At 38.1% G+C, this 26,905-nt stretch carries 24 protein-coding genes; 17 read left to right on the top strand and 7 right to left on the bottom strand.

Translation table 11 applies throughout. The features are described 5' to 3' along the window. From GWI68_RS10135 to GWI68_RS10125, 3 genes are all read left to right on the top strand, one after another. A partial coding sequence (locus GWI68_RS10135; protein WP_166540193.1) for a hypothetical protein occupies window positions 1-304 on the top strand: 304 nt, incomplete at its 5' end. A gap of 4 nt (window positions 305-308) precedes the next feature. Next, a complete protein-coding gene (locus GWI68_RS10130; RefSeq protein WP_109410246.1) occupies window positions 309-557 on the top strand; it encodes a hypothetical protein in 249 nt (82 codons plus the stop codon). A 411-nt stretch (window positions 558-968) separates the two neighbouring features. Then, window positions 969-1,145 carry a hypothetical protein gene (locus GWI68_RS10125; protein WP_166540192.1) on the top strand — a complete coding sequence of 59 codons (177 nt, stop codon included), beginning with the start codon at window positions 969-971 and terminating at the stop codon, window positions 1,143-1,145. A gap of 342 nt (window positions 1,146-1,487) precedes the next feature. On the opposite strand, the gene GWI68_RS10120 is transcribed toward GWI68_RS10125, so the two are convergent. Beyond that, window positions 1,488-4,409 (bottom strand): autotransporter domain-containing protein, encoded by a 2,922-nt coding sequence (locus GWI68_RS10120; RefSeq protein WP_243733340.1) that lies wholly within the window; start codon window positions 4,407-4,409, stop codon window positions 1,488-1,490. 331 nt (window positions 4,410-4,740) lie between these two features. Beyond that, window positions 4,741-6,390 (bottom strand): thiamine pyrophosphate-dependent enzyme, encoded by a 1,650-nt coding sequence (locus tag GWI68_RS10115; RefSeq protein WP_166540190.1) that lies wholly within the window; start codon window positions 6,388-6,390, stop codon window positions 4,741-4,743. Window positions 6,391-6,538: 148 nt separating this feature from the next. Between GWI68_RS10115 and GWI68_RS10110 the strand changes: the two genes are divergently transcribed. Next, entirely contained in the window at window positions 6,539-7,426 is an 888-nt protein-coding gene (locus tag GWI68_RS10110) for a LysR family transcriptional regulator (RefSeq protein WP_166540189.1), read from the top strand. A 232-nt stretch (window positions 7,427-7,658) separates the two neighbouring features. Beyond that, window positions 7,659-9,428, top strand: a complete 1,770-nt coding sequence (gene dld, locus GWI68_RS10105; protein ID WP_166540188.1) for a D-lactate dehydrogenase — start codon at window positions 7,659-7,661, stop codon at window positions 9,426-9,428. A 67-nt stretch (window positions 9,429-9,495) separates the two neighbouring features. Here dld and sbcB read toward each other — a convergent pair whose 3' ends face one another. Continuing rightward, entirely contained in the window at window positions 9,496-10,926 is a 1,431-nt protein-coding gene (gene sbcB, locus GWI68_RS10100; protein ID WP_109409391.1) for an exodeoxyribonuclease I, read from the bottom strand. A 175-nt stretch (window positions 10,927-11,101) separates the two neighbouring features. Further along, window positions 11,102-11,317 (bottom strand): hypothetical protein, encoded by a 216-nt coding sequence (locus GWI68_RS10095; protein ID WP_166540187.1) that lies wholly within the window; start codon window positions 11,315-11,317, stop codon window positions 11,102-11,104. 141 nt (window positions 11,318-11,458) lie between these two features. Between GWI68_RS10095 and GWI68_RS10090 the strand changes: the two genes are divergently transcribed. Then, window positions 11,459-12,721 carry an MFS transporter gene (locus GWI68_RS10090; protein WP_166540186.1) on the top strand — a complete coding sequence of 421 codons (1,263 nt, stop codon included), beginning with the start codon at window positions 11,459-11,461 and terminating at the stop codon, window positions 12,719-12,721. Between the two features lie 254 nt (window positions 12,722-12,975). Next, window positions 12,976-13,314: a PTS system regulator TmaR gene (gene tmaR, locus GWI68_RS10085; RefSeq protein ID WP_036937771.1), complete on the top strand. Its 339-nt coding sequence runs from the start codon at window positions 12,976-12,978 to the stop codon at window positions 13,312-13,314. Between the two features lie 185 nt (window positions 13,315-13,499). Here the strand turns inward: tmaR and rne are convergent, their stop codons facing one another. After that, window positions 13,500-17,018 carry a ribonuclease E gene (gene rne, locus GWI68_RS10080; protein WP_166540185.1) on the bottom strand — a complete coding sequence of 1,173 codons (3,519 nt, stop codon included), beginning with the start codon at window positions 17,016-17,018 and terminating at the stop codon, window positions 13,500-13,502. 531 nt (window positions 17,019-17,549) lie between these two features. Here rne and rluC point away from each other — a divergent pair. Next, complete coding sequence (rluC, locus tag GWI68_RS10075; RefSeq protein WP_166540184.1) at window positions 17,550-18,503, top strand: 23S rRNA pseudouridine(955/2504/2580) synthase RluC; 954 nt, start codon at window positions 17,550-17,552, stop codon at window positions 18,501-18,503. Between the two features lie 107 nt (window positions 18,504-18,610). Here the strand turns inward: rluC and GWI68_RS10070 are convergent, their stop codons facing one another. Together GWI68_RS10070 and GWI68_RS10065 are read right to left on the bottom strand one after the other, a co-directional pair. Further along, window positions 18,611-19,006: a hypothetical protein gene (locus GWI68_RS10070; RefSeq protein WP_166540183.1), complete on the bottom strand. Its 396-nt coding sequence runs from the start codon at window positions 19,004-19,006 to the stop codon at window positions 18,611-18,613. A 45-nt stretch (window positions 19,007-19,051) separates the two neighbouring features. Further along, a complete protein-coding gene (locus GWI68_RS10065) occupies window positions 19,052-19,651 on the bottom strand; it encodes a nucleoside triphosphate pyrophosphatase (RefSeq protein ID WP_166540182.1) in 600 nt (199 codons plus the stop codon). Window positions 19,652-19,792: 141 nt separating this feature from the next. Between GWI68_RS10065 and yceD the strand changes: the two genes are divergently transcribed. From yceD to pabC, 9 genes are all read left to right on the top strand, one after another. Next, window positions 19,793-20,326, top strand: a complete 534-nt coding sequence (yceD, locus tag GWI68_RS10060) for a 23S rRNA accumulation protein YceD (RefSeq protein WP_036937758.1) — start codon at window positions 19,793-19,795, stop codon at window positions 20,324-20,326. A 5-nt stretch (window positions 20,327-20,331) separates the two neighbouring features. After that, window positions 20,332-20,502, top strand: coding sequence for a 50S ribosomal protein L32 (gene rpmF / locus GWI68_RS10055; RefSeq protein ID WP_006537252.1), 171 nt, complete (start codon window positions 20,332-20,334; stop codon window positions 20,500-20,502). A gap of 24 nt (window positions 20,503-20,526) precedes the next feature. Next, on the top strand, window positions 20,527-21,564 hold the full coding sequence (gene plsX / locus GWI68_RS10050; RefSeq protein WP_166540181.1) for a phosphate acyltransferase PlsX: 1,038 nt from the start codon (window positions 20,527-20,529) through the stop codon (window positions 21,562-21,564). A gap of 4 nt (window positions 21,565-21,568) precedes the next feature. Next, a complete protein-coding gene (locus tag GWI68_RS10045; RefSeq protein ID WP_109409383.1) occupies window positions 21,569-22,522 on the top strand; it encodes a beta-ketoacyl-ACP synthase III in 954 nt (317 codons plus the stop codon). Window positions 22,523-22,541: 19 nt separating this feature from the next. After that, complete coding sequence (gene fabD, locus GWI68_RS10040; protein ID WP_166540180.1) at window positions 22,542-23,474, top strand: ACP S-malonyltransferase; 933 nt, start codon at window positions 22,542-22,544, stop codon at window positions 23,472-23,474. 8 nt (window positions 23,475-23,482) lie between these two features. Then, window positions 23,483-24,217: a 3-oxoacyl-ACP reductase FabG gene (gene fabG / locus GWI68_RS10035; RefSeq protein ID WP_166540179.1), complete on the top strand. Its 735-nt coding sequence runs from the start codon at window positions 23,483-23,485 to the stop codon at window positions 24,215-24,217. Between the two features lie 157 nt (window positions 24,218-24,374). Continuing rightward, window positions 24,375-24,611 (top strand): acyl carrier protein, encoded by a 237-nt coding sequence (gene acpP / locus GWI68_RS10030; RefSeq protein ID WP_004247087.1) that lies wholly within the window; start codon window positions 24,375-24,377, stop codon window positions 24,609-24,611. A 74-nt stretch (window positions 24,612-24,685) separates the two neighbouring features. After that, window positions 24,686-25,927: a beta-ketoacyl-ACP synthase II gene (fabF, locus tag GWI68_RS10025; protein WP_166540178.1), complete on the top strand. Its 1,242-nt coding sequence runs from the start codon at window positions 24,686-24,688 to the stop codon at window positions 25,925-25,927. A gap of 133 nt (window positions 25,928-26,060) precedes the next feature. Beyond that, complete coding sequence (gene pabC, locus GWI68_RS10020; protein WP_166540177.1) at window positions 26,061-26,888, top strand: aminodeoxychorismate lyase; 828 nt, start codon at window positions 26,061-26,063, stop codon at window positions 26,886-26,888. Window positions 26,889-26,905: the final 17 nt, after the last annotated feature.

The raw sequence follows: 26,905 nt of genomic DNA, 5'->3' as shown, positions 1-26,905 counted from the left end.
CAAAATTACGCAAGGTGAACATGCGGGGATCAGAAATAAAGAGGGTCGGCCAGTTGGTTCCGTTATTAATGATGTTCAAAAATCAAGACCTTCGGATATTTTAGTTCAAGAAGATGGTCGTTGGATCGTTAAAGGTTCTGGAGGAAAAGTTCATATAATTGAATCTGATGGAGAAGTAGTTACTTCTTTTTATAATCCGAAAGCAAATACAGATAACAGAGTCAAAAAAGGTGAATGGCAGCGCCCTTCTAATGAGCAATTAGATGACTTTAAAGAAAAATTCTCTGATTATATCAAATGGTGATGATATGGATTTATTACAAAAAGAATGTATTGCAAGTGTAACTCTATATGATGTGAGAGCCTCCGAAGGTGAATTAATGGTTTACGAAGGATGCATCGATTATGTATTAGCTAATTGCTCTGATGCAGAAATACTCAAAATCACGGGCTGTGAAAATGGGGAAGAACTATCATTTTACAAGGACGAACTTATTAGATTAATCAAAATGGTTGGAAATCCAGAATACCTTCCTGATAGGTACAAAGATCTATAAAAAATAATGACATAGTGGCTATTTAAACAGTGACTATGCCAACAAATTTTAATCTCTTACCTTAATTACTTTACTCCCCCTCAGCCAGCCGGATAACCACTGTCCGACTTGGCGGGTGAGCGTGACGTTGTTGCCCACTGTAAATCCTAACTCACTCCACCACTTACCTCTGATAGTCAGTTTCGGACTCGCAATTATGCATTAATTCTCTGGTGCTAGTTTTTTCAAATCTAAATTACGACCAATCTTTATCAAGCCCTTTCAGAAACCAATGATAACGTCACCGAGCGTGATATTCAGAATCAACTCTTCCAGCAGGCATTACAGGATTATACCAACCAATCCGACTTTGGTACGGGGGGTAAATACACCCGTGCCATCCAAGCCATCACCGCATTTACGCAAGGTGTAATGGGCAACAATATTGTTACCGCGATTGCTAATGGTTCCGCGCCTTATCTTGCTAACGAAGTAAAAAACAAAATTCAAGGTAACAGTGTTGAAAGTGATATTCAGCGCACCATTACCCACGGCTTACTGAATGCCAGCCTTGCGTTGGCAAAAGGTGAGAATGCGGAAGAGTTATGAACTCATCAGGCTAATCAGAATGGTTGGTAATCTGGAATATCTTTCTGGAAGATATAAAGATTCTATAAAAAATAATGGCATAGCAGCTATTTAAATAGCCACTATGCCAACAAATTTTAGAATTTTACCTAAATTGCTTTATTCGCGCTCCGCATAACGGATAATCAACTATCTGGTTTGGCGAATAAAGGGATAATTTTAAACTCTCATAATATGTAGCAACTTATCATTGCGGATGAATTATGGTTAGAGTTAAGAATTCCTCAATAAGAGCCTCATTTCTATAAACTATCCCCTTTGAATACTTCACTTTATTATAAGATGAGTGTTAAAAAATCCTAATCAGAAAGAGATAGATACTTTCATATCAATGCTATTATCTTGCTGATTTTTTGCTGTTAATCCACTATATCCGATTGATAATTTTGATATTTCATTGATTTGGATTGTTGTTCCTGCTTTAACCACAAGAGCATCCCGCGCTGTATCAACGCTCTTAGTAGTAAATGTCGGTTCGGTATTAGTAAAACGTAAATTGATACCTCGTTCCACATCGTTGTATTGGTGCAACCAGCCTAGTTCACCATACATCAAAATATTAGATTTATTGTTAAGTTTCCACTGGTTATTTAAACGCAGCCCTGTAGTAGATGTGGTTGAATCTAAACTTTGTGAATGGGCTTGTAAGGCTGCTCTGCCGCCTTGTTCGTTGATGGTAGCGTTTTTTGTTTTGGCGTATTCTAAATTAACAAAAGGCTCTAATTGTGTGTCCGAAAGAGTTATTGGATAAGCTGCTTCGATAAATATCTGGCTGGTATTCCCATTGTAATTAGCCTTATTTTTATCTGATTGCACAGCGTAATTGACCGTTTTTGAGGTATGGATACGATGGAATGTATTCGATGCACCTGCACGTAGCGTGATACGGTTAAAATCATAACCACTATAGAGTGATAAGTGATAATTTTCGCTATTTGCGTGACTGTTATAACCTGAAAGAGAGGTTTTGGTGAACCCTGTTGCTATACCAAGTAGCATTTTATCGTTGTTAAAACGCTGATCCGCACCTAATAGTATGCCATAGGTAGAAGCATCATAGCTATTCGCATTACTATCACTTGAGCTATCTTCCCAATCATAAAGAACTTTAGTCCAGACATTGCCTTTATTATCTGTATTTTCTTTTTCGCTATTAAGTATTTCTGCATTTCTAACCTGAGAGAGGAGTGTTTCTTTTATTTGTCGGCTACCATTGAGTTGATTAGATAAAACATCGGCATAAATTTGACCAGTTAATTCATTAAAGGCATTACGGACATCATTTTTTAGATCCATTCTGACAATGCTTTCATAAACAGGATGCCCTGAAGGTAATACATCTATTGCATTCGCGATTGATGCTTGATTTTTTGTTTTTGCTAAGCTGGAGAAAGCAGTATTATTTCTTCCGACATTTAATATTACTGCATTCTGATCGTAATATAGTGTTGTTCCTATAAAAAGATAGTTTGAGTTAACATCAGCAAATTTACCATTAATACCTCTATCGGCCATTAAAATAGTATATTTTGTGTTATATAGACTCTGAACATTGTCTTTTGTGAGGAGGTTTTTATTATTTTCAAGAGATACACTAACTGTTCCTCCGTTAAGTATTGCTGTGCCGAGGCTCGTTATTTTATCGCTATCACCTTGTGAATTTACTTCAACCAAATAGTGGCTACCAGAATTAAAAATCACAGTATCATCTATATTAATCGTACCAATTGAATGACCTGGTGCTACGATACCTCCAGAATTTACCTCTAGTTTATTAATTTTTCCTTTACCAATAAGTACACCCTTGTCATTGATATTGACTTGAGAACTTATGCTCCCATCATTTAATAGCAACGTTCCTTTATTAACATCCAGTAATGAATTTAATTTTCCTTCAAGTAATAATGTACCACCATTGATGGAAGAATTTTTTGAATAATGATTTTCGCCTATAAGTAGTAAATTTCCCTGATTAACCTCGACGCCTGCAAAATAGTTATTACCAGATAAAATCAATGTGCCTTCGCCTTGTTTGATTAATTTACCAGGCCCACTAATATCATTTTTCCATTCATCAAGCTTACCAAACTCAGCGAAGTCAAATTCATTAGTTGTTTGATTAACAAGAAAATGATTATAGAAATATGAAGGTCCATTATAGGCTTTAGGAAGATTAATTAATCCCCAGCTAGAATCTGGAACATTGTCATTTGAAGCCCAGCCAGCCAAAGAATTACTCGGATAGGCTGTACTCGCTAAAATAGATTGCCTCTGTTCTTTGGTTAAATATGCAAAACGTAAACGCAGTAAATTGCTGGCTGAACTGGGTATTTTATTGGGGGAAATTAGCGATGAAGTTTCAGGATCTTTTGTTCCATAATAACCTGCATCATCGTTAGTTATTTTTTTCGCTGTGGTTAAACAATTTTGATTTTCACACTGATTAGAGACATTCTGGCGGACTTCTTTGGCAAGCTTAACAAAAGTTCGAGTTGTGTCATCATCTGCAAGCATCTGTGATAACAGGTAATAATTTCCTATTCTCGAAGCGATAGTATCTGTTGCAAAATGTGCCCCTACGATAACTCGGCTTTCACCATATTCTATTGCTCGGGCAAATATTTCACTGCCCTTTTCAGGGAATAATATGGATAAAACCGCAGCTTGCTTATATCCATTCCATGTATGTCCACTTGGATAAGATGAGCCTGTTATATTGGTGTAATTATTTAAGTAATTACCTTCTTTATCAATTACTTGATAAGGTCTACCACGTAAAAAAAGTTCTTTTAAGATAAAATCTATCGAGCGTGCTCTTTTTTTGTTTGGATCATAAGCATATGTACCTGTGTTATGTAACATATTCAGATCTTGGTAGGCTTGAATATCGCTAAAATTGATCGACTTGGCGTTGTCGCCAAATAGAATATTGGCATAGGTATTAAAAACATAAGAATGATCCTGCGACTTATCTGCTTCGGCTAGTTCTCTACGTTCACCAGTGATAGCTTGATAATTATTGCTTATTATTCTATCTAGTTCGGCTGTTTTTGACCCTTTCTCAGGGGGAGTTGTGATGACACCATTTTTGATCTCTTCCAGCCAATTATTGCGCTGGTCCATAATATGTTGTTTGGTTTTTACAATATTTGTTTCAGACCATGATGAACTCGAAAAAAGTAAAAAAAAGAAGCTTAACGAGGTAGGTATTACAATGTTTTTCATAAAATAAGCCATAGTCTCCAAAAAGTTTGGAGCTAATTTAGATTATTTATGTTTAGTTTTTATGACAGGAATTATTATATTAAGAGGTATATTTAAACGAGATTTTAATTTATTCATTAAGTGTTTCTTGATTTTTCTCTACTCGAGATATAAGATTATTTAATATGATACGAGTGATGTAATAATGAAAAGTCGGTATAGTCTTTATATTTAAAATAAAAAAACCATACCGATTATTTAAATTATTATTAACTTAATGAATAAAAAACTAGCTAATTTTTTGTTTTTTTATTCTATTACAATACTTAATTTATCATTTTATCCATTTATTTTAAAAAGAATAAAGTGAACTTTTAGACTCTTTTAACTTTTGTGCTAATTCAGAAGCTTCATATCGCTCTGTTACTATTTCGATGTAAGAGGCATTCTCTGCTGATTCGGCTACTTCAAGCGCTTTATTCAACTCATCTATCGTTGTGACTTTCTCACAATGCCAATCTCTTGCACCAAAAGCTTTAGGTAATTGATGATAATTCCATTGAGCAAGATCGTTATAATAAGCTTCAGGATAATCACATAATAATCGTTCAATTAAATAACCATCGTTATTTAAAACAAGAATAATCGGTTTTAATCCAAAACGAACAAATTGACTTATTTCTTGTACGGTTAATTGATGTGAGCCTTCACCTGTAATTAAAATAACTCGTTTGTTAGGCGCGGCAAGTGCAGCACCAAATGATGCGGGTGTTGCCCAACCAATAGAACCCCATAATGTTTGGTTATGGAACTGAGCACCTTCTGGCAACAGTGCAAAGCCTAATCCCATCGATGATGTACCTGTTTCAGCAATAATAATATCGTTAGGTTTAAAGAATTTCTCTAATCGGGGGTAGAGGTATTGAGCCGTAATTTCACCGTTATCAGATAAAATAGCGTCTTCTAATCCCTTAGCTTTTATCTGATGATACCTTTTATTTGGTAGTCGTTTGGTTAGTTCAGAGAGAATATCTTCCATATAAATAGAAGAATAGATAACCGAATCAATTTCAACATATTCTGGCATGATGCTGATAAATTGTTCTGGTTTAATATTAGCTGTGAAACTTCCCGTATTAAAGTCGGTCATCATTGCTCCGACCCCTAATACATATTCACTATTTTCGACAAACTCTCTGACATCAGGCGTCATTAATTGTCCATCATACATCCCAACATATTGAGTATTAGATTCACTTAATATGCTTTTATCCATAAACATAGTGGCATAAGGTAAACCTGTTTTATCAATAAAAGCTTGGACATTATCTGATAACCCTAAACGCGCGGATAAAATACCGGGTAATACGCAGATATTATTGCTTTTTGTAAGCTTATCAATAATCAGTGATACCACTTTTTCTAGTATTTCTTTATCACTTATTTGTTTTTTTGGTGTGGTAACAGATGCATTTTCTATCACTGGCATCACAGCATAATCAGATGGTAAACCAATATAAACAGGACGACGCTCTTTTAATGCTGTCGCAATTAAACGCTCCATTTCAGCAATACAATTTTCAGGCGTTAATATTGCATGAGCACAAGCAAGAGGTTGGGCTAATTGATAGAAAATATCAAAATCACCATTACCTAAGGTATGATGAACGAGACGTTTGCTTTTTTGTACACCACTTGCTGGCATACCAACTAAATGAAAAATCGGTAGGTTTTCTGCATAAGAGCCTGCAATAGCATTAATCGCACTTAATTCGCCAACACCAAATGTTGTTGATAACGCTGCCATACCTTTAATTCGAGCATACCCATCAGCAGCGTAAGCTGCATTTAATTCGTTGCAATTACCAATCCAACGCAGATGATTGCTATTACAAATCGTGTCTTCTATAGGAAAAGCGTAATCGCCAGCAACACCAAAAACATCACTTATGCCTAAGTCATATAATCGATTTAGCATATATTCAACAACAGTCTTGTTCATATTATCTCCAGAATATCCGAATAATAATCTGTAAAAATGGGATTATTCATTTATATTATGCTTAATGTTTTACCGCGGATATAAATCAATATGAAATGGTTTATTATTATTGATGGTATAACTAAATGTAATAAGGTAAATGTTACTAATGGATATTCGTACATTACGTTATTTTGTTGAAGTCATTCAATTAAATGGCTTTAGCCGAGCTGCTGATGCTCTATTTATTACTCAGCCTGCAATTAGTCGTAGCATTAAAAAATTAGAAAATGAATTAGGTGTTATTTTATTAGTAAGAGAAGTCGATGGCGTAAGGTTAACGGATGATGGTGCGATACTTTTTGAACATGCAAAAAAAATACTCGCACAATTTAATAGTATGAATAAAGCTATGCAGGATAAGTCAGGACCATTGACAGGGACATTAAATGTGGGATTACCTCCGGTAATAGCTTCGACGTATTTTGCCGATATTATTATGGCATTTAGTTCTCTACACCCTCAGGTTGAACTAAAAATATTTGAATTAGGAACTAAACAAATGGCAGAAGCGATGATAGAGGGAAAAGTAGAAACAGCGGCCGTAGTATTACCTTTTAATAATGACATATTTGAATTAACACCTTTTTCAGAAGAAAGCTTGATGCTATTAGTATCTCCATCACATCCTTTAGCCATCAAAAAAGAAGTACATTTTAAAGAGTTGATTAATGAACCATTTATTTTTTTCTCTGAAGATTTTCGCATTAATGATTTAGTTTATAGTGCCTGCGGTATTTATAATACAAAGCCTATTGTTGCGGGACGTAGTAATCATTTAGATTTAATTATAGCGATGGTAAAAGCGGGTGTAGGTGTAACGCTACTGCCTGGGAGTATGTGTAATAAAAATCCCATTGATGATTTAGTGGTACTTCCTGTTGTTGAACCTACATTGTCATATCAATTGGCATTAGCGAATAATAAAAATAGTTATAAAAGTCGAAGTTGCCGAGCATGGGATCGGCTAGCAAGAGAAAAGCTAATAATAGAATAAAATAGTAAATTGAGGCTTATCTATATTCTATTTAAGAAATAAATGTCAAAAATATTTTTAAATAACAAAAATGGCTGAACATAAAATATATTATTTTTTTTGGAAATGTGGATAGCAGTATAAAAGCAGTTATATAAATGATAAGTTTATATTTTGCACGTAGCCTTATGAGTAATAATAAAAGCGAGCAAAATACAAATTAATCAGACAAGACAGGAATAGGATAGGGAAAATGAATGAGAGTAATAGCTCTGCAAATCAACATTTTATTCGTAAACTTGAAAGTATTGTTGGTAAAAAACAGGTATTAACACAAGCACATAAAACAGAACGTTATCGTAAAGGCTTTCGTTCAGGACAAGGTAAGGCATTAGCAGTTGTATTTCCTGCCAATTTATTAGAACAATGGCGTGTTTTTAAAACCTGTGTTGAAGCTGATAAAATCATTATTATGCAAGCGGCGAATACGGGATTAACCGAAGGTTCGACACCTAATGGTGATGATTATGATAGAGATATCGTAATTATTAGTACATTACGTCAAGATAAAATACAGGTTCTCTCAGAGCATAATCAAGTTATTGCCTTTCCTGGTAGTACGCTGTGGCATTTAGAAAAAGTATTAAAGCCATTAGGGCGTGAACCTCATTCTGTTATTGGCTCGTCTTGTATTGGCGCTTCTGTTATTGGTGGGATCTGTAATAACTCCGGTGGGGCTTTAGTTCGTCGAGGTCCTGCTTATACAGAATTATCGCTGTATGCTCGTGTCAATGAAAAGGGCGAAGCTGAATTAGTTAACCACTTAGGAATTGATTTAGGCGAAACCCCAGAAGAAATTTTAACGAATTTAGATAATCGTCATTACCACGAGAAACAAATACAAGCGACAGAAAAATTAGCATCCGATCATGAATATCATGAACGTGTGCGTGATGTAGATGCCAATACGCCTTCTCGGTTTAACAATGATGAACGTCGTTTATATGAGGCCGCGGGGAGTGCGGGTAAATTATCTGTATTTGCTGTGCGATTAGATACTTTCCCAGCGGATCATCGTACTCAAGTCTTTTATATTGGCACTAATAATCCTGATGAGCTTGAAGATATTCGTCGCCATATTTTAAGTCATTTTAAAAAGCTTCCTGTTGCAGGAGAATATATGCATAGAAGCTACTATAAAATGGCTGAAGTGTATGGAAAAGATACATTTTTAGTGATTGATAAATTGGGCACAGATAAAATGCCAACTTTATTTGCTGTGAAAGGGCGAGTAGATGCGGTATTAAATAAAGTTCCTTTTTTACCTAAAAACATGGTTGATAGAACTATGCAGTTTATGAGCAAATTATGGCCAGCTCATTTACCTGAACGTATGACAGACTTCCGCGATAAATATGAACATCATTTAATGCTAAGAATGGCTGATGAGGGCATTGAAGAAGCATCAACCTATTTAAAAGAATACTTTAAACAAGCTTCAGGTGATTATTTCGAATGTACTGAAGAGGAAGGTAATAAAGCATTCTTGCACCGTTTTGCCGCCGCTGGTGCTGCTGTTCGTTATCATGCTGTGCATGTGAATGACGTTGAAGATGTATTGCCATTAGATATTGCATTGCGTCGTAATGACAAAGATTGGTTTGAAAAATTACCGCCAGAAATAGAGAGTAAATTACTTTATAAACTCTATTGTGGTCATTTTATGTGTCACGTTATGCATCAGGACTACATTATTAAAAAAGGTGTTGATGCGAAGGCGCTAAAAGCAGAAATGTTAGCGTTATTAGATAACCGTGGGGCGGAATATCCTGCAGAGCATAATGTAGGCCATATGTATTATGCCAAGCCTCAATTAAAAGCGTTCTATAAACATAATGATCCAACCAACAGTATGAACCCAGGTATAGGTAAAACCTCGAAATTAAAATACTGGGGAGAAGAGTGTGGATGTGGGCAGGTTCACGCTGAGATCAAAACTGAAAGTATTGAAACTAAAAAATAATCACTTTATATTGTGTTTATTAAGTTAAAAAGAAAGGCAGGATAAAACCTGCCTTTTGTCTTATTGTCTAACTCGCAATATCTTGAGCATATAGATAAAGCTCTTGTAGTTGTTTTAGCTTATCTTCGTTATCACTATGTTCTTCTGCTAAAAGCTGGAGCGTATTGATATATTCAGTCAGCTTTTCTGGCGTTAACCTCTCTTTTCTATGTGCTAACCAACGTTGTTGCTCATCATAATTGAGGGTAGAAGGATAATTTCTCGCACGATAACGGAAAAATAGCGGTTCCATTCTCGCATCTTCAAATGTTAAATCTAAAGCAGGTAAATTCTGTGGTTGTGTTGAGCGAATAATTTCCATCGCACTACGATCATTTTCACTGAAAAAGCCATTATAAATTTGAGAATCAACATCATCAGAGACAACAAAAGGAGTTTGTTGAGCGAAGAGTTCTACGACTTTATTGCGTATTTCAGGATGCGAAAATAAAATGGCTTGATTGTTTAAACAAGTATCAACATCTAAACCAATTCTATCTGCATCTTGAGGTCTTAATGTATTTTGTGGTGCCACAATAGGGCATTTATTAATATGCAGCAATTTAATTGGAACAGGTGGTTCATCAACTGCCAATTCACTGCGTGGCGTATATAAACGTTCACGTAATTGGTCTGATGTTAAGGTTAATAGCGGGGATATATCCGCAGATAAATCGCACACAATAACCGCATTACGATTATCTGGATGCCATGCCAAAGGCGCCACAAGACTTAAATTAGAACGAGCAGCACCAAACATACCTGAAACATGTACAATCGGCGTCATGGTGGGAATATCAATTAACGCCTGAACTTTACGTTTATCGCGTAAATTAAAGAAATAATCAAACATACGTGGTTGAGCTTGTTTTAATTTTTTTGCCATTGCAATGGTGGCGTAAACATCAGACATTGCATCATGCGCATTCTCATGAGATATGCCATTGGCTTTGGTTAATAGCTCTAGACGAAAGCTTGGGAAACCGTCTTCATTTTCAGGCCAAACAATACCATCTGGACGTAGTGCATAACAGGCTCGTAAAACATCGAGCAAATCCCACCGAGAATTTCCTTTTTGCCAACTATAGGCATAAGGATCATAAAAATTACGATAAAGGATATTGCGGGTTACTTCATCATCAAATCGAAGGTTGTTATAACCCATAATACAGCTATTAGGTTGACTAAAAGCTTGATGAATTTGACGGGTAAATTCAGCTTCAATTAACCCATTTTTTGCTGCAATTTGTGGTGTTATTCCTGTGATCATCACAGCTTCTGGATGAGGCAGATAATCATCATTAGGTTTGCAATAAATAACGAGAGGATCTTCAATAATATTGAAATCCATATCAGTTCTTATACCAGCAAATTGAGCCGGACGATCTAGCGCTGGGTGTGTACCAAAGGTTTCGTAGTCATGGATGTAAAATGTGGGCGTTTTCGCTGAATTAGACAAGGTTTCCTACCGTAAATTTATTAATGATTTTTTAAATCATTACTCAATGAGTTGTATTGGGTTTAATTAAGACCATGGTAAACCATAATACGGTAAACGTGAAATGTCAGATCAAAGCGCGCTTATGCAGCGTTCAATATAGGGGGCAGTGAGAATGAATAGAAGCGGACCTCTGCTAATATTGATCTTTTGTGATGACAATAAAATAAAACCACCAGCAAGCAATCAGCCAGAGATTCATTATTAAAATATGAATAGAAGATAAAGTAAGATGATTATCTAGTGTTGGCGTTGTACCAGCATTACTGGAAATAATCGCGAAAGATAGCATAATTGCTTTAGGATTAAGCACATTAGCAATATAAGCGGTATTAACAGCAATAAAAAACAAATGTAGATCTAGCGCACATAACTCAAATTGTTAACGTTAACTTATGTGCTTAACATCACATTACAGTAAGAATAATGTTTGTTAGCTTAAAAGTTAACGTTAACATTTAGGGGTGGAATGACTTTATAAGGCGCTTAACCAATGAACAAAGACTCAAAAAAATACTATGCGATTTTAAGTGCGCTGTTATTTTTCTTCTTTTTTACCTGGTCTTCATCATTTTCATTAGTTTCTATTTGGCTAAACCAGTATGTTGGATTAAAGGCGACTGATACCGGATTGATATTCTCTGCAATTTCTCTTATTGCATTATGTGCGCAACCTTTATATGGCTTTATTCAGGATAAATTAGGGTTAAGAAAAAATCTGTTATTAGTGATTGCAATATTACTTATTCTTTCTGGGCCATTTTTTCTTGGTTTTGCTTCAATACTACGTTGGAATATTTTTATTGGCTCCATTTTAGGGGGCTTATATGTGGGTATGACCTTTAATGCAGGTATTGGTGTATTAGAGTCATATACAGAACGTGTGAGTCGTATCCGTGGTTTTGAATATGGTAGGGCGAGAATGTGGGGATCGTTAGGTTGGGCATCAGCAACATTTATAGCTGGGCACAATATTAATATCGACCCTAATTATAATTTTGTGATGGCATCTGTTTCTGGTGTCGTGTTCTTAATTCTTTTAGCTTTATTAAAAACAGGTAAATCAGACGCATTTAACCAATTAGAGCATGGAAAGACATCCAGCATTACTGTAAAAGATGCACTTAATTTACTTTCATTACCTCGTTTTTGGGCGCTTATCTTATTTGTGATTGGAACCTGTGTATATGGTGTTTATGACCAACAATTTCCAGTCTTTTTCTCATCGCAATTTGCTACTTTACAGCAAGGTAATGAAATGTACGGATATCTGAATTCATTGCAGGTATTCTTAGAAGCTGGTGGTATGTTTATTGCACCTTTCCTTGTAAATAGAATTGGTGCTAAAAATGGCTTATTACTGGCAAGCAGTGTTATGGCTACACGTATTATTGGCTCAGGATTAGTCGAAGGGCCTGTCTTGATCTCTTGTATGAAGTTATTACATGCTGTTGAGTTACCAATTTTATTAATTTCAATTTTTAAATATAACAGCCAACATTTTGACAAACGTTTATCTTCAACACTTTATTTAGTGGGTTTCCAATGTGTGAGTTCTATTGTCGCTACATTATTATCTCCATTAGCTGGTTATGGTTATGATCATTATGGTTTTGCTCCAACCTATATGGTGATGGGATGCATTGTGATAGGAACAACACTTCTCTCCGCTGTATTTTTACGTTCAGATGCGAAAGCGTTACTACCCCTTGATGGCTTACAACATGAAGATCAAAATAAAGCACAACCTATTTAATCGCGCATTAAATTATCCTTTGTAGTGTCGATTTTGGCTACCAGTAAAAATGTGTAGCCATTTTTTTCATTAATTAAGTGAACATTTACGGGTTAAAGAGTGTTGACTATATTTATTAATGCATATCATCTTAATTAATTGTTAATCAAGCAAAATCAATTAAATTTGTAAACTTTGCTTGTTTATTGACACGATTAAGCGATAATCTTAAACAGAACTATTTATCTTAAATATCAATTGTAAAGGTGTAGGAAATGGATAACGCAAACAAGCCGTCTTTCCAAAACGTACTGGAGTTTGTGCGTATGTATCGTCGTAAAAACAAAATCCGTCGTGAGATCACTGACAATGAGAAAAAGATCCGTGATAACCAAAAACGTGTTCTTTTGTTAGACAACTTAAGTGAATATATTAAACCTGGTATGTCTATTGAAGATGTTCTGGGTATTATTGCGAATATGCGTAGCGACTATGACGATCGAGTTGATGATTACATTATTAAAAATGCCGATCTGTCTAAAGAACGCCGTGAGCTTTCTAAACAGTTAAAAGCGATGGGTGAAATTAAAAACCTTCCTGATCTAAAAGACTGATTGCTTTACCAAGAATAAGAAATTGAAGGCCTCTGAATTGAATATTCAGGGGCTTTTTTTATCTTACTTGGGGCTTAAGTACATTAAGTTAAATTGCTAATAGCTACCCACAAAAAAAGAACCCACTAAAAAGTGGGTTCTCAATTTAAAGGTATTATCAAGATATTCTTAATAACGTCTTATTATTAGTTTTGACTTTCAGCTTTAGTCATTACTGATGAAGCTTGGTTAGTTGAACAATGTCCGCCTGCACCAGTACGGCCTTTTTTATCAAAAGCAGGGCGAGTTTCCCATGCTTTGATTTCAATTGCGACAGTAGGTTCATCAGATGCTGGCGCTTTTGTCATTGGTGCGCTTGCATGAAGTTGGCGTACTACTGGCTCTTGACGAATAATCACGGCTGTAGGTTTGCTTTCTTTTACTGGGACTGGCTCTGCTTCTACTGCAGGTGTTGCAGCCGTTGTGCTCTCATTCTCTTCAGGCTGATTTTCAATAATCGTTTCAACGATAGGTTCAGCAACTGTTTCAACAATAGCTTCGGCATCACTTTCATTGTGTTGTCCAGCTGTTTCTTCGGTTGTAACTGAAGTAGCAACAGTTTGAGGCTCAGGAGTAGATGCTTCAGTCACTTCGCGTTCTACAGGTGCAATGACTTCTTGTGTAACGTTTTCAGTTACTGCATCTGTTTCTGCTTGTTGTGAAGCTTCATGCATATAAGCCTCGGTTGTGTTTAATACCGCAGAAATATTTTCTTTACGAGTAACATGTTCTTCGGAATTCACATCATCAATAACGTTGTTGACAACACTTTCTTCAACTTGGTTTTCAATGTTATTTGCTTCTACAGGTGCTAATTGTGGCTCTACTGCAATAATTTCAGCAACAGCTTCAGTGGATGATGCAGAGCTAACAGTCACAGTGTAGGTTGATTCTGTGGTATCCGCTTGTTCCACTTTTGCAACAATGGCTTCTGAAACCGCCGGTGTGATAGCAACCATTTGAGGATCTGCATGAGTAATGATGTTCTTTTCAACATTACTCTTGTTGTTTTCAACATTATTCTCGATAAATGGCGCATCACTGATTGGCGTTACAGGATAACGAATAAATACTTTACCAGAAGCAAGCTCAGGTGATGCAACCGCCATTGTAAGTGGCATTGGTGATACTGTTAATGTACGTTCATCACGATAGCGACGGCGACGTTGACCACTTACACGTAAATGACGAGGTGAACGACGAGAACGACGAGGCATGACATTCTCTTGCCCGTTGTTGTCTTCATTTTTATTATCATCTTGTGCTTTTGGTGCTACATCAGATAAGGCTTTTACTGGTTGAGCTTCATTTGTTTCAACTTTTGTAACAGCATCGGCTTTAGGTGCTGCTTTTTCCGTTGGAGCAACTTTAGCTGGTGCGATAGCAACCGGAGGTTCTGAAATTGCCTTTTCTGTTGTTGCAACAGGAGCAACAGGAGCAATGGCTAACGTTGTATCGTTGTTGTCTGTTACACGTATAGATTGTGTTAATTGGCGACGATTACGACGTTGCATAGCAGGGCGACGAGGTTCTTCTTTCTTCTCATCTGCACTGTCTTTTTCAGTCGCATCATTTTCGCTAAGTGCAGCTTGTGCTTTCGCGGCTTCTTGTTGCTGCTGACGTTTCTCTTCTTGACGACGGCGTTGCTCTGCGCGTTGTTCACGACGTTGTTGGCGACGCGCTTCGCGTTCTGCAATCTCTTGCTCACTACTCACTTCAGTTGTTGGAGCTGTTTGTGGTTTTTGATTACGATTTTTGCGGTTTTCTTCGCTATTCGTGTTATCACGATTACGATCGTTATCACGGTCACGGCGATTATTGTTGTTACGTCGATTGTTGTTATTACGACGTTCACGACGATTATCCGTATTCTCTTTCTTGGTTTCCTGTGGTTTTTCTTGTGTTACCGCAGGCTCTGGCTCGCTACCAAATAAGTTAGAGAAGAATTTTGCAACTGAGGCAAAGAAGCCAGTACCTTGGGCTTGCTCTGATTTAACTGGCTTAGCTTGAGGTTGAGGTGCTTTTTTACTTTTCGTTGTCGTTTCTGGAGTGTCTTCTTCTTGCAATCCAAAGGCTGAAATAGCAGGTTGTTCAGGCACTTTGCGCTCTGTGACAACATCGTCTTCAGCTTCATTTAACTGACTTTCATGGAATTGCGCTAAGTTGTAGCTCAGAGATGTAATTTCTTCGCCCTTACGCACACGGATAACAGAGAAATGAGGGGTTTGCATTTGGTCATTAGGAACAATAACCACTTTAACATTAGATTGACGCAGTTCAATATCTGTTACAGCTTTACGTTTTTCGTTAAGCAAATAAGAGGCAATTTGAACAGGAACAATTGCATGTACTTCATGGGTATTCTCTTTCAGCGCTTCTTCTTCAATTAGACGTAACACAGAAAGTGATAATGATTCGTTATCACGAATAGTACCAGTACCTAAGCAACGAGGACAAACGTGATGGCTTGATTCACCCAATGAAGGGCTTAAGCGTTGACGAGACATTTCTAATAAGCCGAAGCGAGAGATGCGTCCAATTTGAATACGAGCACGATCTTGGCGTACAGCCTCGCGCATTCTATTCTCAACTTCACGTTGATGGCGCACTGGCGTCATATCGATAAAGTCGATAACAATTAAACCACCGAGGTCGCGTAAACGTAATTGACGTGCAATTTCGTCAGCAGCTTCTAAGTTAGTATTGAATGCCGTTTCTTCGATATCACCGCCACGCGTTGAACGAGAGGAGTTAATATCAATCGCTGTTAATGCTTCAGTAGTATCAATAACTAATGCACCACCAGAAGGTAGGCGAACTTCACGCTGAAAAGCTGATTCAATTTGTGATTCAATTTGATAATGGCTAAATAATGGAACTGCACCAGTATAATGACGAATTTTGCTGGCAAAATCACCACGACCAATCGCTTCGATATGACTACGAGCCATTTCAACGACTTTTGCATTATCAATTAAGATTTCACCAATATCAGGACGTAAATAGTCGCGGAATGCGCGAACGATTACGTTACTTTCCTGATGGATTAAGAAAGGAGCAGAGCGATTCTCTGCTGCTTTTTTAATGGCATCCCAATGTCTTAGACGATAGCTTAAATCTTGTTGTAGTGCTTCAGCCGATTTACCGACACCAGCAGTACGTACAATCAGACCCATGCCATCTGGAATTTCAAGACTTGATAAGGCTTCTTTGAGTTCTGTACGGTCTTCACCTTCGATACGGCGAGAAATACCACCTGCACGAGGATTATTTGGCATTAATACCAAATAGCTTCCTGCAAGGCTGATAAAAGTGGTTAATGCAGCACCTTTATTACCACGCTCTTCTTTATCAACTTGAACAATAACTTCCTGGCCTTCTTTCAAGACATCTTTGATGTTAGGACGACCATGGGAGTGATAATTGCTAGGAAAGTATTCGCGGGCTATTTCTTTAATAGGAAGGAAACCGTGGCGTTCCGCACCATAATCAACAAAAGCAGCTTCTAGGCTGGGTTCAATTCGAGTGATTTTACCTTTATAGATATTCGCTTTTTTCTGTTCATGACCGGGGCTTTCGATATCCAGATCGTACAAGCGTTGCCCATCCACAAGGGCAACACGCAACTCTTCCTGCTGAGTCGCGTTAATTAACATTCTTTTCATATTGTGACTTACTCGTTATTTTCACGTTTTATAATGTGCCACTAACATACGTAATTACACTATTGATAACCGATGACCTCGTGTCTTTTACAAATGCGTCAACCTCACGGTTGTCGATTGTATAGAGGTGCAATATCTCGGTGAGTCTGATTTTTAGTTCAAAAATTCAGCACTCTTTAATTGAACACAATGTTTCAACTCAATAAGCGATGTATTTGTGGCATACTAAATTGTTTGATTTTCGACTATGTCTTACGCCATTGCTGCATTTTGAAAATCAAACAAACAAAATTTTCATAAATATACCTGATAAACATAATCAGGAGAGTCTGCATTATTCCATTGGTGTTAGGGTTATAGCAAGGTGACTTTTCCGCTTTGGTGACTTTTTCTGTATAAATATGAGAGATTAGCTAATGTTTCGTCTTTTTCCCATTATTCAGGTTAAAATAGACGACAGAATTGATGTTATTTTGTGCACCACAAAGTTGTTTGTTATTTTTATTTTAAGAGAGCCAAAGAATCGCCACTATGAAATCATTTAATCAAGTTCAGTTCGTCACCATTGATGGCGATGAAGCAGGTCAGCGTATCGATAATTTTCTACTGGCACGCTTAAAAGGTGTACCAAAGAGTATGATTTACCGAATTATCCGTAAAGGGGAAGTTCGAGTCAATAAAGGGCGAATTAAACCTGAATATAAATTAAATGCAGGTGACAGTATTCGCATTCCGCCGGTGAGAGTAGCAGAAAAAGAAGAAATTACTGTATCACCAAAATTAGACAAAGTTTCTGCCTTAGCTAATTGTATTTTATATGAAGACGAACATTTAATGCTGATTAATAAACCATCTGGTACAGCAGTGCATGGTGGCAGTGGTTTAAGCTTTGGTGTTATTGAAGGTTTGCGTGCATTACGTCCAGAAGCTCGCTTTTTAGAGCTTGTTCATCGCCTTGATAGAGATACTTCTGGTGTGTTGTTAATTGCAAAAAAACGTTCAGCACTACGTGCGCTACATGAGCAATTACGTTTAAAACAGATGCAAAAAGATTATTTGGCGCTAGTTCGTGGTCAGTGGCAATCACACACTAAAGTGGTACAAGCTCCGTTATTGAAAAACATTCTTCAAAGTGGTGAGCGCGTAGTAAAAGTGAACAATGAGGGTAAGCCTTCAGAGACCCGTTTTAAAGTAGAAGAGCGTTTTGAGATTGCCACTCTGGTGAAAGCAAGCCCTGTTACCGGAAGAACACACCAAATCCGTGTACATACATTACATGCAGGTCATCCTATTGCTTTTGATGATCGTTATGGTGATCGTGATTTTGATGCGCAATTGGTTGGAACAAAGCTTAATCGTTTATTTTTACATGCAAGCTCTTTGACATTCACTCATCCTTCAACGGGTGAACAGATGCGAATTGAAGCGCCAATGGATAATACATTACGCCATTGTTTGCAGGTGTTACGTAGTCAAAAATCTTAGGTCTAAATATTCTTATTTCGACAGAAAATCCGAACACTCAATGCGCCCAGTTAGCTGGGCGTATTTTTTGCTTAACATTATGTAAGACAGTTAATTTAAAAACGTCATTAACCTTCAACCTTTGTCATACATTGCTCAACGATGTTATCAATATCCCACTCTTTAGGCAGTGATTTTGAACCATTTTTGCGCATTTCCATATCAACACGAATAAATTCGGTAATACCATAATTTTTAATGATGCTGTCGTAGGTGCATCCGCACACTTCTGTAATTTGAGGAATGAGCGCATCATCAGTAATACCTGATCCTAATATGCAACTACTGACAAAATTCTTTTTGAATGAAGATGTGCTGTCATCTTTTTTATTTGAAATTACACTGTCTTGGACAGTATTGGCCGTATTAGTCGTTTGGGCTATTTCTGAGTCTTTCTCATCAGAACAACCTGCTAATGCTGTTGCCATCACTAACGCTATTAAGACGGATGTTAGTTTATTCATAATACGCTTTATCGCTACATAAGATTAAAAATAAGATGATCGGGGTTATTTTTGATCATCAGAGAAAAATAATGGGTTTATTCTTTGCGAGAGTAACATTTTATTCAATCGGATAAGTGGTAAACCAATTAAAGAATTTGGATCATCGCCTTTCAATTTATCAAAAAGAGTAATACCTAACCCTTCAGACTTAAAACTTCCCGCACAATTGAACGGCATTTCTTTATTTAAATAATGGGTAATTTCATCATCAGTTAAATGGCGAAAGTATACTTGAAATAATTCACAATGTGTTTGATGTTCTAAAGTTAAACTATTGTATACTGCTAATCCGGTATAAAACGACACACATTGTCCTGAAGCTTGCTTTAATTGTGCGAAAGCATTATCAAAATTATGGGGCTTGCCCGTGATTTTTTTATTTAATACACAAACTTGATCAGAGCCAATAATAAGGTGATGTGGAAATTTTGCTTGTAAAGCGCTCGCTTTTTCATAGGATAAGCGAGTGACAAGATCTTGAGCACATTCAGTGGGCTTCGGGGTTTCGTCAATATCGGGAGATGCCTGTATAAAGGGCATTCCAAGCTTTTTCAGCAACTGAGCTCGAAAGGGTGAAGTAGACGCAAGAACGAGTGGCAACATATTTTTTTTAAAATCCGTAGCAAAATGATGCCTGACATTCTAAACTATGCGCCGCTGATAAAGCGAATTTTGGTGGAAAGGTGTAGATAACCCGCCTTTTTCTTTGACTATATTCCATTACAAAGATAATATGCGCGCCTTATGCAAAAGGTAAAATTACCCCTGACCATTGATGCGCTGCGAGCAGCTCAAAAGAATTTAGACTATGATGGTCATTATTCTCCAGAGCAAGTAAGCCGCTTAGCTGAATCGGTGGTCAGTGTGGACAGTAATATTGATGTGGCTTTATCATTTGATATTGACCATCAACGTCTTGCCGTGATTAAAGGACATTCCGATGTGGATGTCACTTTAGAATGTCAACGTTGTGGTGGCCATTTTCCTTATCATGTTCACGCAACATATTGTTTTAGCCCTGTTGTCAGTGATGAACGGGCCGAGGCATTACCGGAAGAATATGAACCAGTCGATGTAAACGAATTTGGTGAAATAGATTTGCTGGCAATGATTGAAGATGAAATAATCCTCAACTTGCCGGTAGTTCCGGTACATGATTTTGAACACTGTGAAGTGTCCGACGCGGATATGGTGTTTGGTGAACTCCCTGAGGAATTATCAGAGAAACCAAATCCATTTGCCGTATTAGCCAGTTTAAAGAAAAGTACTAAGGAGTAAGGTCAATGGCCGTACAACAAAACAAACCAACTCGTTCTAAACGCGGTATGCGTCGTTCTCATGACGCGCTGACAGTAACTCAAGTTTCAGTTGACAAAACTTCTGGTGAAACTCACCTGCGTCACCATGTAACTGCTGACGGTTACTACCGTGGTCGCAAGGTTATCAACAAGTAATTAGCTTTATAGCTCGTTGATACCTTGACAAATCTAACCATAGCGTTAGATGCGATGGGCGGGGACTTCGGTCCTCGCATCACAGTGCCTGCTTGTTTGCGGGCGCTGGCATCTAATCCTCATTTAAAAATATTGCTGGTAGGTCAACCAGACGCTATCTCTCCTCTGCTTGCAGATCAAAATGCCGAGCTAATCTCCCGTTTACACGTTATACCCGCAGAACATATTGTCGCCAATGATGCTAAACCTTCACATGGTATTAGAGCCAGTAAAGGCACATCAATGCGAGTGGCACTTGATCTCGTGAAAACTGGTGAAGCACAAGCATGTGTAAGTGCAGGTAATACTGGTGTATTAATGGGATTAGCAAAACTGCGACTTAATGCTATTGATGGAATTGAACGCCCTGCACTGGTTTCAATATTACCCAACCAGAAAAAAGGTAAGACTGTCGTTCTTGATTTAGGTGCTAACGTTAACTGTGATAGTCAACTGTTAGTACAATTTGCCGTGATGGGCGCAGTGATGGCCGAAGAAATTGCAGGGATTAGTTCACCTAAAGTAGCACTTTTGAATATTGGTGAAGAAGAGAGCAAAGGATTAGATAATATCCGCGAAGCCGCTACAGTATTAAAGTCGACACCTAATATCAATTATATTGGTTATGTTGAAGGTAATGAATTACTGACAGGCAAAACAGATGTATTGGTGTGTGACGGCTTCGCAGGTAATGTCTCCCTTAAAACGATGGAAGGAGTTATTCGAGTTTTCCTTTCATTGATTAAATCTTCTACTACCGAAAATAAAAAAACGTCGTGGTGGATGAAAATATTGAAGAAGTGGTTACAAAAACGGCTAATTAAGCGTTTTGGACACATGAACCCCGACCAGTATAACGGTGCTTCTCTGTTAGGATTACGCGGTATCGTCATTAAGAGCCATGGTGGCGCAAATGAAAGCGCGTTTACAGCAGCAATAGAACAGGCTGTTCATGCCGTTGAGCGAAAAATCCCAGAACGGATCGCTTCTCGACTGACAACAGTATTACCCAAGAGCGATTGATAGAATGTATACAAAAATCTTAGGTACTGGTAGTTACTTGCCTGTACAAGTGCGAACTAATGCCGATTTAGAAAAAATGGTTGAAACATCTGACGAATGGATTGTTACCCGAACAGGTATTAATGAACGTCGGATTGCAACAGAAGAAGAAACTGTTGCTGTGATGGGCGCAGGTGCGGCTGAAAAAGCACTAGAAATGTCTGGTATTGATAAACAAGACATTGGATTGATTGTTGTTGCTACAACATCAGGCTCACATGCATTTCCAAGCGCAGCATGTCAGATTCAAAATGCGTTAGGTATCAATGATTGCATCGCATTTGACGTTGCTGCTGCATGTTCTGGCTTTGTTTATGCATTAAGCATTGCTGATCAATTTATTAAAGCAGGTTCTGTTAAGCATGCTCTTGTTATCGGTGCTGATCGATTATCCCATGCGTTAGATCCTAACGATCGTGGCACCATTATTTTATTTGGTGATGCGGCAGGTGCAGCAGTTGTAGGTGCGTCAGAAGACGAAGGTATTATTTCTACACATTTACATTCTGATGGGCGTTTTGGTGATTTATTAGCATTACCTTATCAGCGTAAAGAAAATGAAGATTTACCTGCTTACGTTACCATGGCAGGAAATGAAGTATTTAAAGTCGCAGTTCGTGAACTTGCCCACATTGTGGATGAGACACTCGAAGCTAACAATATTGATAAATCTGAACTGGACTGGCTTGTGCCTCATCAGGCAAATTTAAGAATTATTTCAGCGACAGCGAAAAAGCTGGATATGACAATGGATAAAGTAGTGGTGACATTAGATCGCCACGGCAATACGTCAGCAGCATCAGTCCCAACAGCATTAGATGAAGCTGTAAGAGACAATCGCATTCAACGTGGTCAGTTAATCTTGCTGGAAGCGTTTGGTGGCGGTTTTACTTGGGGTTCTGCACTTATCCGTTTTTAATATTATCAGGAAAATAAACATGACTGATTTTGCAATGGTTTTCCCTGGTCAGGGATCGCAAACTGTTGGAATGCTTGCAGAACTTGCAGAGCAATATCCGATAGTGACTGAAACATTTGCTCAAGCATCTGATGTATTAGGTTACTCTCTGTGGGATTTAGTTCAAAATGGCCCAGAAGAAGAGTTAAACAAAACATGGAAAACACAGCCAGCATTATTAGCAGCGTCAGTTGCTGTTTGGCGTGTATGGCAAGAAAAGCAAGGCAAAATGCCACAAATGATGGCAGGTCACAGTCTTGGTGAGTATTCTGCTTTAGTGTGTGCTGGTGTTATTGATTTCGCAGCAGCTATTAAATTAGTAGAATTACGCGGTCAGCTGATGCAAGAAGCAGTACCAGCAGGTACAGGTGCAATGTATGCAATTATCGGTTTAGATAACGATGCTATTGCAAAAGCCTGTGAAGAAGCTGCCCAAGGGCAAGTTGTTTCACCTGTAAACTTTAATTCACCAGGCCAAGTTGTTATCGCAGGTAACAAAGAGGCGGTAGAACGTGCTGGTGTTTTATGTAAAGAAGCTGGTGCTAAACGTGCGTTACCATTAGCGGTAAGCGTGCCTTCGCATTGTGCTTTAATGAAGCCAGCAGCTGATAAGCTTGCAGTTGCATTACAAGAAATTGAATTTAAACAACCTGAAATTCAGGTCGTTAATAACGTTGATGTGAAAGCGCAAACTGATGCAAATGCTATCCGTGATGCGTTAGTTCGCCAGCTTTATAACCCAGTTCGTTGGACTGAAACGGTTGAATTTATCGCTGAAAAAGGCATCACACAACTATTAGAAATCGGTCCAGGAAAAGTATTAACTGGTTTAACAAAACGTATTTCTAAAGAAATGAACGCTGCAGCAGTTAATGATATTGCTTCATTAGATGCTGCATTAGGAAATGACTGAGGGATCTCATGGGATTTGACGGAAAAATAGCGCTAGTTACTGGTGCAAGCCGTGGCATTGGCCGTGCGATTGCAGAGGATTTAGTTGCGCGCGGTGCAACCGTAATTGGTACAGCAACGAGTGAAAACGGTGCGCAAGCTATCAGCGAATATTTAAGCGGTAAAAGTAAGGGTTTTGTGTTAAATGTCACAGAAAACGACTCTATCGAAAAATTTTTAGCTGAAGTGCGTGCTGAATTTGGCGAAATTGATATTTTGGTCAATAATGCAGGTATTACTCGTGATAACCTGTTGATGCGCATGAAAGATGATGAGTGGCAAGATATCATCAACACAAATCTTTCATCAGTCTTCCGTCTGTCTAAAGCAGTTATGCGTGCTATGATGAAAAAACGTTATGGTCGTATAATTACCATTGGTTCTGTTGTTGGAACCATGGGTAACGCAGGACAGGCAAACTACGCGGCGGCAAAAGCGGGTGTGATTGGTTTTAGTAAATCATTAGCACGCGAAGTTGCTTCCCGGGGCATTACGGTAAATGTTGTTGCACCTGGTTTTATCGAAACTGATATGACAAGAGCATTAACAGATGACCAAAGAGCAGGTATTTTATCTCAAGTTCCTGCTAACCGTTTAGGTGATGCCAAAGAGATTGCCAGTGCTGTAGCCTTCTTAGCTTCTGATGAAGCGAGCTATATCACGGGTGAAACATTGCATGTCAATGGTGGCATGTACATGATCTAATTATGGGGACGTCTTTATATTTGCTTTTTGCGTACAATATAATGCAAAATATAGCGAATAAAGTAGTCCACACAGTCGGGATTGGTTAGATCTTTTCCTGTATTTATAAACTAAGAAAATCATCGCGCAAGCGAGTTTTGATAGGAAATTTAATAGTATGAGCACTATCGACGAACGCGTTAAGAAAATCATTGTTGAACAACTGGGTGTTAAAGAGGAAGAAGTTGTAAATTCAGCTTCATTTGTTGATGACTTAGGCGCTGATTCTCTTGACACAGTTGAGCTGGTAATGGCTCTGGAAGAAGAATTCGATATCGAAATCCCAGACGAAGAAGCAGAAAAAATTACTACAGTTCAAGCTGCTATTGATTACGTTGAAAACGCAGGTAAATAAACTTGCTAATCTAGGCGGTCACTCGACCGCCTATATTTTTAATCCTAAACTTTTTCCCTCCTTGGAGGATAAGCGTGTCTAAGCGTCGTGTAGTTGTGACCGGACTAGGCATGTTATCTCCTGTCGGTAATAACGCAACAGCTTCTTGGGAAGCCGTGTGTGCCGGACAGAGTGGTATCGGCCTTATCGAAGATTTTGACACCAGTCATCATGCGACTAAATTCGCAGGATTGGTAAAAAATTTCAATCATGAAGATTATAATCTTTCGCGTAAAGACGCGCGTAAGATGGATCTTTTCATTCAATATGGTATTGCGGCAGGTGTGCAAGCCATTGCGGATTCAGGTCTTGAAGTAACAGAAGCCAATGCAAGTCGCATCGGAGCTGCTATTGGTTCTGGTATTGGTGGCTTAGGCCTTATCGAAGAAAACCATACGTCAATGACAAATGGTGGCCCTCGTAAAATTAGCCCATTCTTTGTACCTTCAACCATCATTAACATGGTTGCTGGGCATTTAAGCATTATGTATGGTCTTCGTGGCCCTACAATTTCTATCGCAACGGCATGTACATCAGGTGTCCATAATATTGGGCATGCTGCGCGTATTATCGCTTACGGCGATGCAGATGCAATGCTTGCAGGCGGTGCCGAAAAAGCAACTACTCCATTAGGTTTAGGTGGCTTTGGTGCAGTTCGTGCATTATCAACACGTAACGATAACCCTCAAGCGGCTAGCCGTCCATGGGATAAAGATCGTGATGGTTTCGTGTTAGGTGATGGCGCGGGTGTTCTGGTTCTTGAAGAATACGAACATGCTAAAAAACGTGGTGCTAAAATCTATGCTGAAATAGTGGGTTTTGGTATGAGCAGCGATGCTTATCACATGACTTCACCAGCAGAAAATGGCGAAGGCGGTGCGCTAGCGATGACAAATGCACTAAAAGATGCGGGTATTGATGCATCTCAAGTGGGTTATATCAACGCACATGGTACATCAACGAATGCGGGTGATGTTGCTGAAGCACAAGCGGTAGAAAACGTATTTGGTAAAGGCACTGATGTATTAGTTAGCTCAACAAAATCTATGACAGGCCATTTATTAGGCGCTGCTGGAGCCATTGAGTCTATCTTTACTATTCTTTCTCTGCGTGACCAAATCGTACCTCCAACAATTAACCTTGATAATCAAGACGAAAATTGTCATCTTGATTTTGTTCCACATAAAGCACGTAAAGTTGAGAACATGGAATATGCTCTGTGTAACTCATTTGGCTTTGGTGGTACTAATGGTTCAATTCTCTTTAAGCGCGTTTAAACCGTTTTTTGTAGAAAGTTGAAAAATACTTAAAGACCCAGGATTATTCTGGGTCTTTTATTTTGTCCTTTTACTGCCAGTTGTTTTATCATGTGCAGATTGATATCAATAACATAGATGTAGGGTGTGTTAGATGCATTGGGTAAATGGACAACAGCAACAAAATGTAGATGCAAGTGACCGAGCGATACAGTTTGGCGATGGCTGCTTTACTACCCTTGCTATAGAACAGGGCAAGCCCTCTATGCTATCCGCACACCTTAATCGTTTAAAACAAGGCTGTGAGGCACTTTTTCTCCCTCATCCAAATTGGTCTGATTTAAAAAAACACATTATAGATATCGCTTCTGACACCCAAGCAAAAGGTGTTATTAAAATTATCATCAGTCGGGGTTATGGTGGTCGTGGTTATTCTTCAAATGGATTTATTACGCCAACAGTTATAACCTCATTGTCATCCTATCCTGCCCATTACTCCCACCAGCAAAGTGAAGGTATATCACTGGCTATCAGCCCTATTACTTTAGGCAAAAATCCACAACTAGCGGGAATTAAGCACTTAAATCGTTTGGAGCAGGTTCTTATTAAGCACCATTTAGAAAAAACAGAATTTGATGATGTTTTAGTGTGTGATAATGAAGGATATTTAGTTGAAGCAAATGCGGCAAATCTTTTTTGGCGTAAAGGGAATACACTTTTCACACCAGATCTGACTGATTCTGGCGTAAATGGCATTATGCGCCAATCAATTATTCAATTAGCACAAAAATTGCATTGGAAAATTGTTATTGTGAGAGAAAAGCCGGAAACGCTTTATCAAGCAGATGAAGTTTGGTTAACAAATAGTTTAATGCCTGTACTTCCTGTTTCATGTATCACTTTCTCGGATGATAAGTGCTATCAATATTCGAGCAGAGAGTATTATCATGTTGTTTTACAACACAGTTTGTCACTTAAATAGAATTTGATGAGTTATAA

The sequence above is a fragment of the Proteus sp. G2669 genome, assembly GCF_009915245.1.
In the GTDB taxonomy this organism is placed as follows: domain Bacteria; phylum Pseudomonadota; class Gammaproteobacteria; order Enterobacterales; family Enterobacteriaceae; genus Proteus.
Note: the sequence above shows the minus strand (reverse complement) of the source record. Positions and strands in the feature narration are given on the sequence as shown.

What these genes read in the sequence shown, in the direction of transcription:
- yceD (WP_036937758.1), top strand. Translation starts at nt 19,793, where the DNA reads ATGCAAAAGGTAAAATTACCCCTGACCATTGATGCGCTGCGAGCAGCT.
- rpmF (WP_006537252.1), top strand. Translation starts at nt 20,332, where the DNA reads ATGGCCGTACAACAAAACAAACCAACTCGTTCTAAACGCGGTATGCGT.
- tmaR (WP_036937771.1), top strand. Translation starts at nt 12,976, where the DNA reads ATGGATAACGCAAACAAGCCGTCTTTCCAAAACGTACTGGAGTTTGTG.
- dld (WP_166540188.1), top strand. Translation starts at nt 7,659, where the DNA reads ATGAATGAGAGTAATAGCTCTGCAAATCAACATTTTATTCGTAAACTT.
- GWI68_RS10115 (WP_166540190.1), bottom strand. Translation starts at nt 6,390, where the DNA reads ATGAACAAGACTGTTGTTGAATATATGCTAAATCGATTATATGACTTA.
- GWI68_RS10130 (WP_109410246.1), top strand. Translation starts at nt 309, where the DNA reads ATGGATTTATTACAAAAAGAATGTATTGCAAGTGTAACTCTATATGAT.
- GWI68_RS10065 (WP_166540182.1), bottom strand. Translation starts at nt 19,651, where the DNA reads ATGTTGCCACTCGTTCTTGCGTCTACTTCACCCTTTCGAGCTCAGTTG.
- rne (WP_166540185.1), bottom strand. Translation starts at nt 17,018, where the DNA reads ATGAAAAGAATGTTAATTAACGCGACTCAGCAGGAAGAGTTGCGTGTT.
- fabD (WP_166540180.1), top strand. Translation starts at nt 22,542, where the DNA reads ATGACTGATTTTGCAATGGTTTTCCCTGGTCAGGGATCGCAAACTGTT.
- pabC (WP_166540177.1), top strand. Translation starts at nt 26,061, where the DNA reads ATGCATTGGGTAAATGGACAACAGCAACAAAATGTAGATGCAAGTGAC.
- GWI68_RS10045 (WP_109409383.1), top strand. Translation starts at nt 21,569, where the DNA reads ATGTATACAAAAATCTTAGGTACTGGTAGTTACTTGCCTGTACAAGTG.
- GWI68_RS10110 (WP_166540189.1), top strand. Translation starts at nt 6,539, where the DNA reads ATGGATATTCGTACATTACGTTATTTTGTTGAAGTCATTCAATTAAAT.
- GWI68_RS10120 (WP_243733340.1), bottom strand. Translation starts at nt 4,409, where the DNA reads ATGAAAAACATTGTAATACCTACCTCGTTAAGCTTCTTTTTTTTACTT.
- acpP (WP_004247087.1), top strand. Translation starts at nt 24,375, where the DNA reads ATGAGCACTATCGACGAACGCGTTAAGAAAATCATTGTTGAACAACTG.
- GWI68_RS10070 (WP_166540183.1), bottom strand. Translation starts at nt 19,006, where the DNA reads ATGAATAAACTAACATCCGTCTTAATAGCGTTAGTGATGGCAACAGCA.
- fabG (WP_166540179.1), top strand. Translation starts at nt 23,483, where the DNA reads ATGGGATTTGACGGAAAAATAGCGCTAGTTACTGGTGCAAGCCGTGGC.
- GWI68_RS10125 (WP_166540192.1), top strand. Translation starts at nt 969, where the DNA reads ATGGGCAACAATATTGTTACCGCGATTGCTAATGGTTCCGCGCCTTAT.
- rluC (WP_166540184.1), top strand. Translation starts at nt 17,550, where the DNA reads ATGAAATCATTTAATCAAGTTCAGTTCGTCACCATTGATGGCGATGAA.
- GWI68_RS10090 (WP_166540186.1), top strand. Translation starts at nt 11,459, where the DNA reads ATGAACAAAGACTCAAAAAAATACTATGCGATTTTAAGTGCGCTGTTA.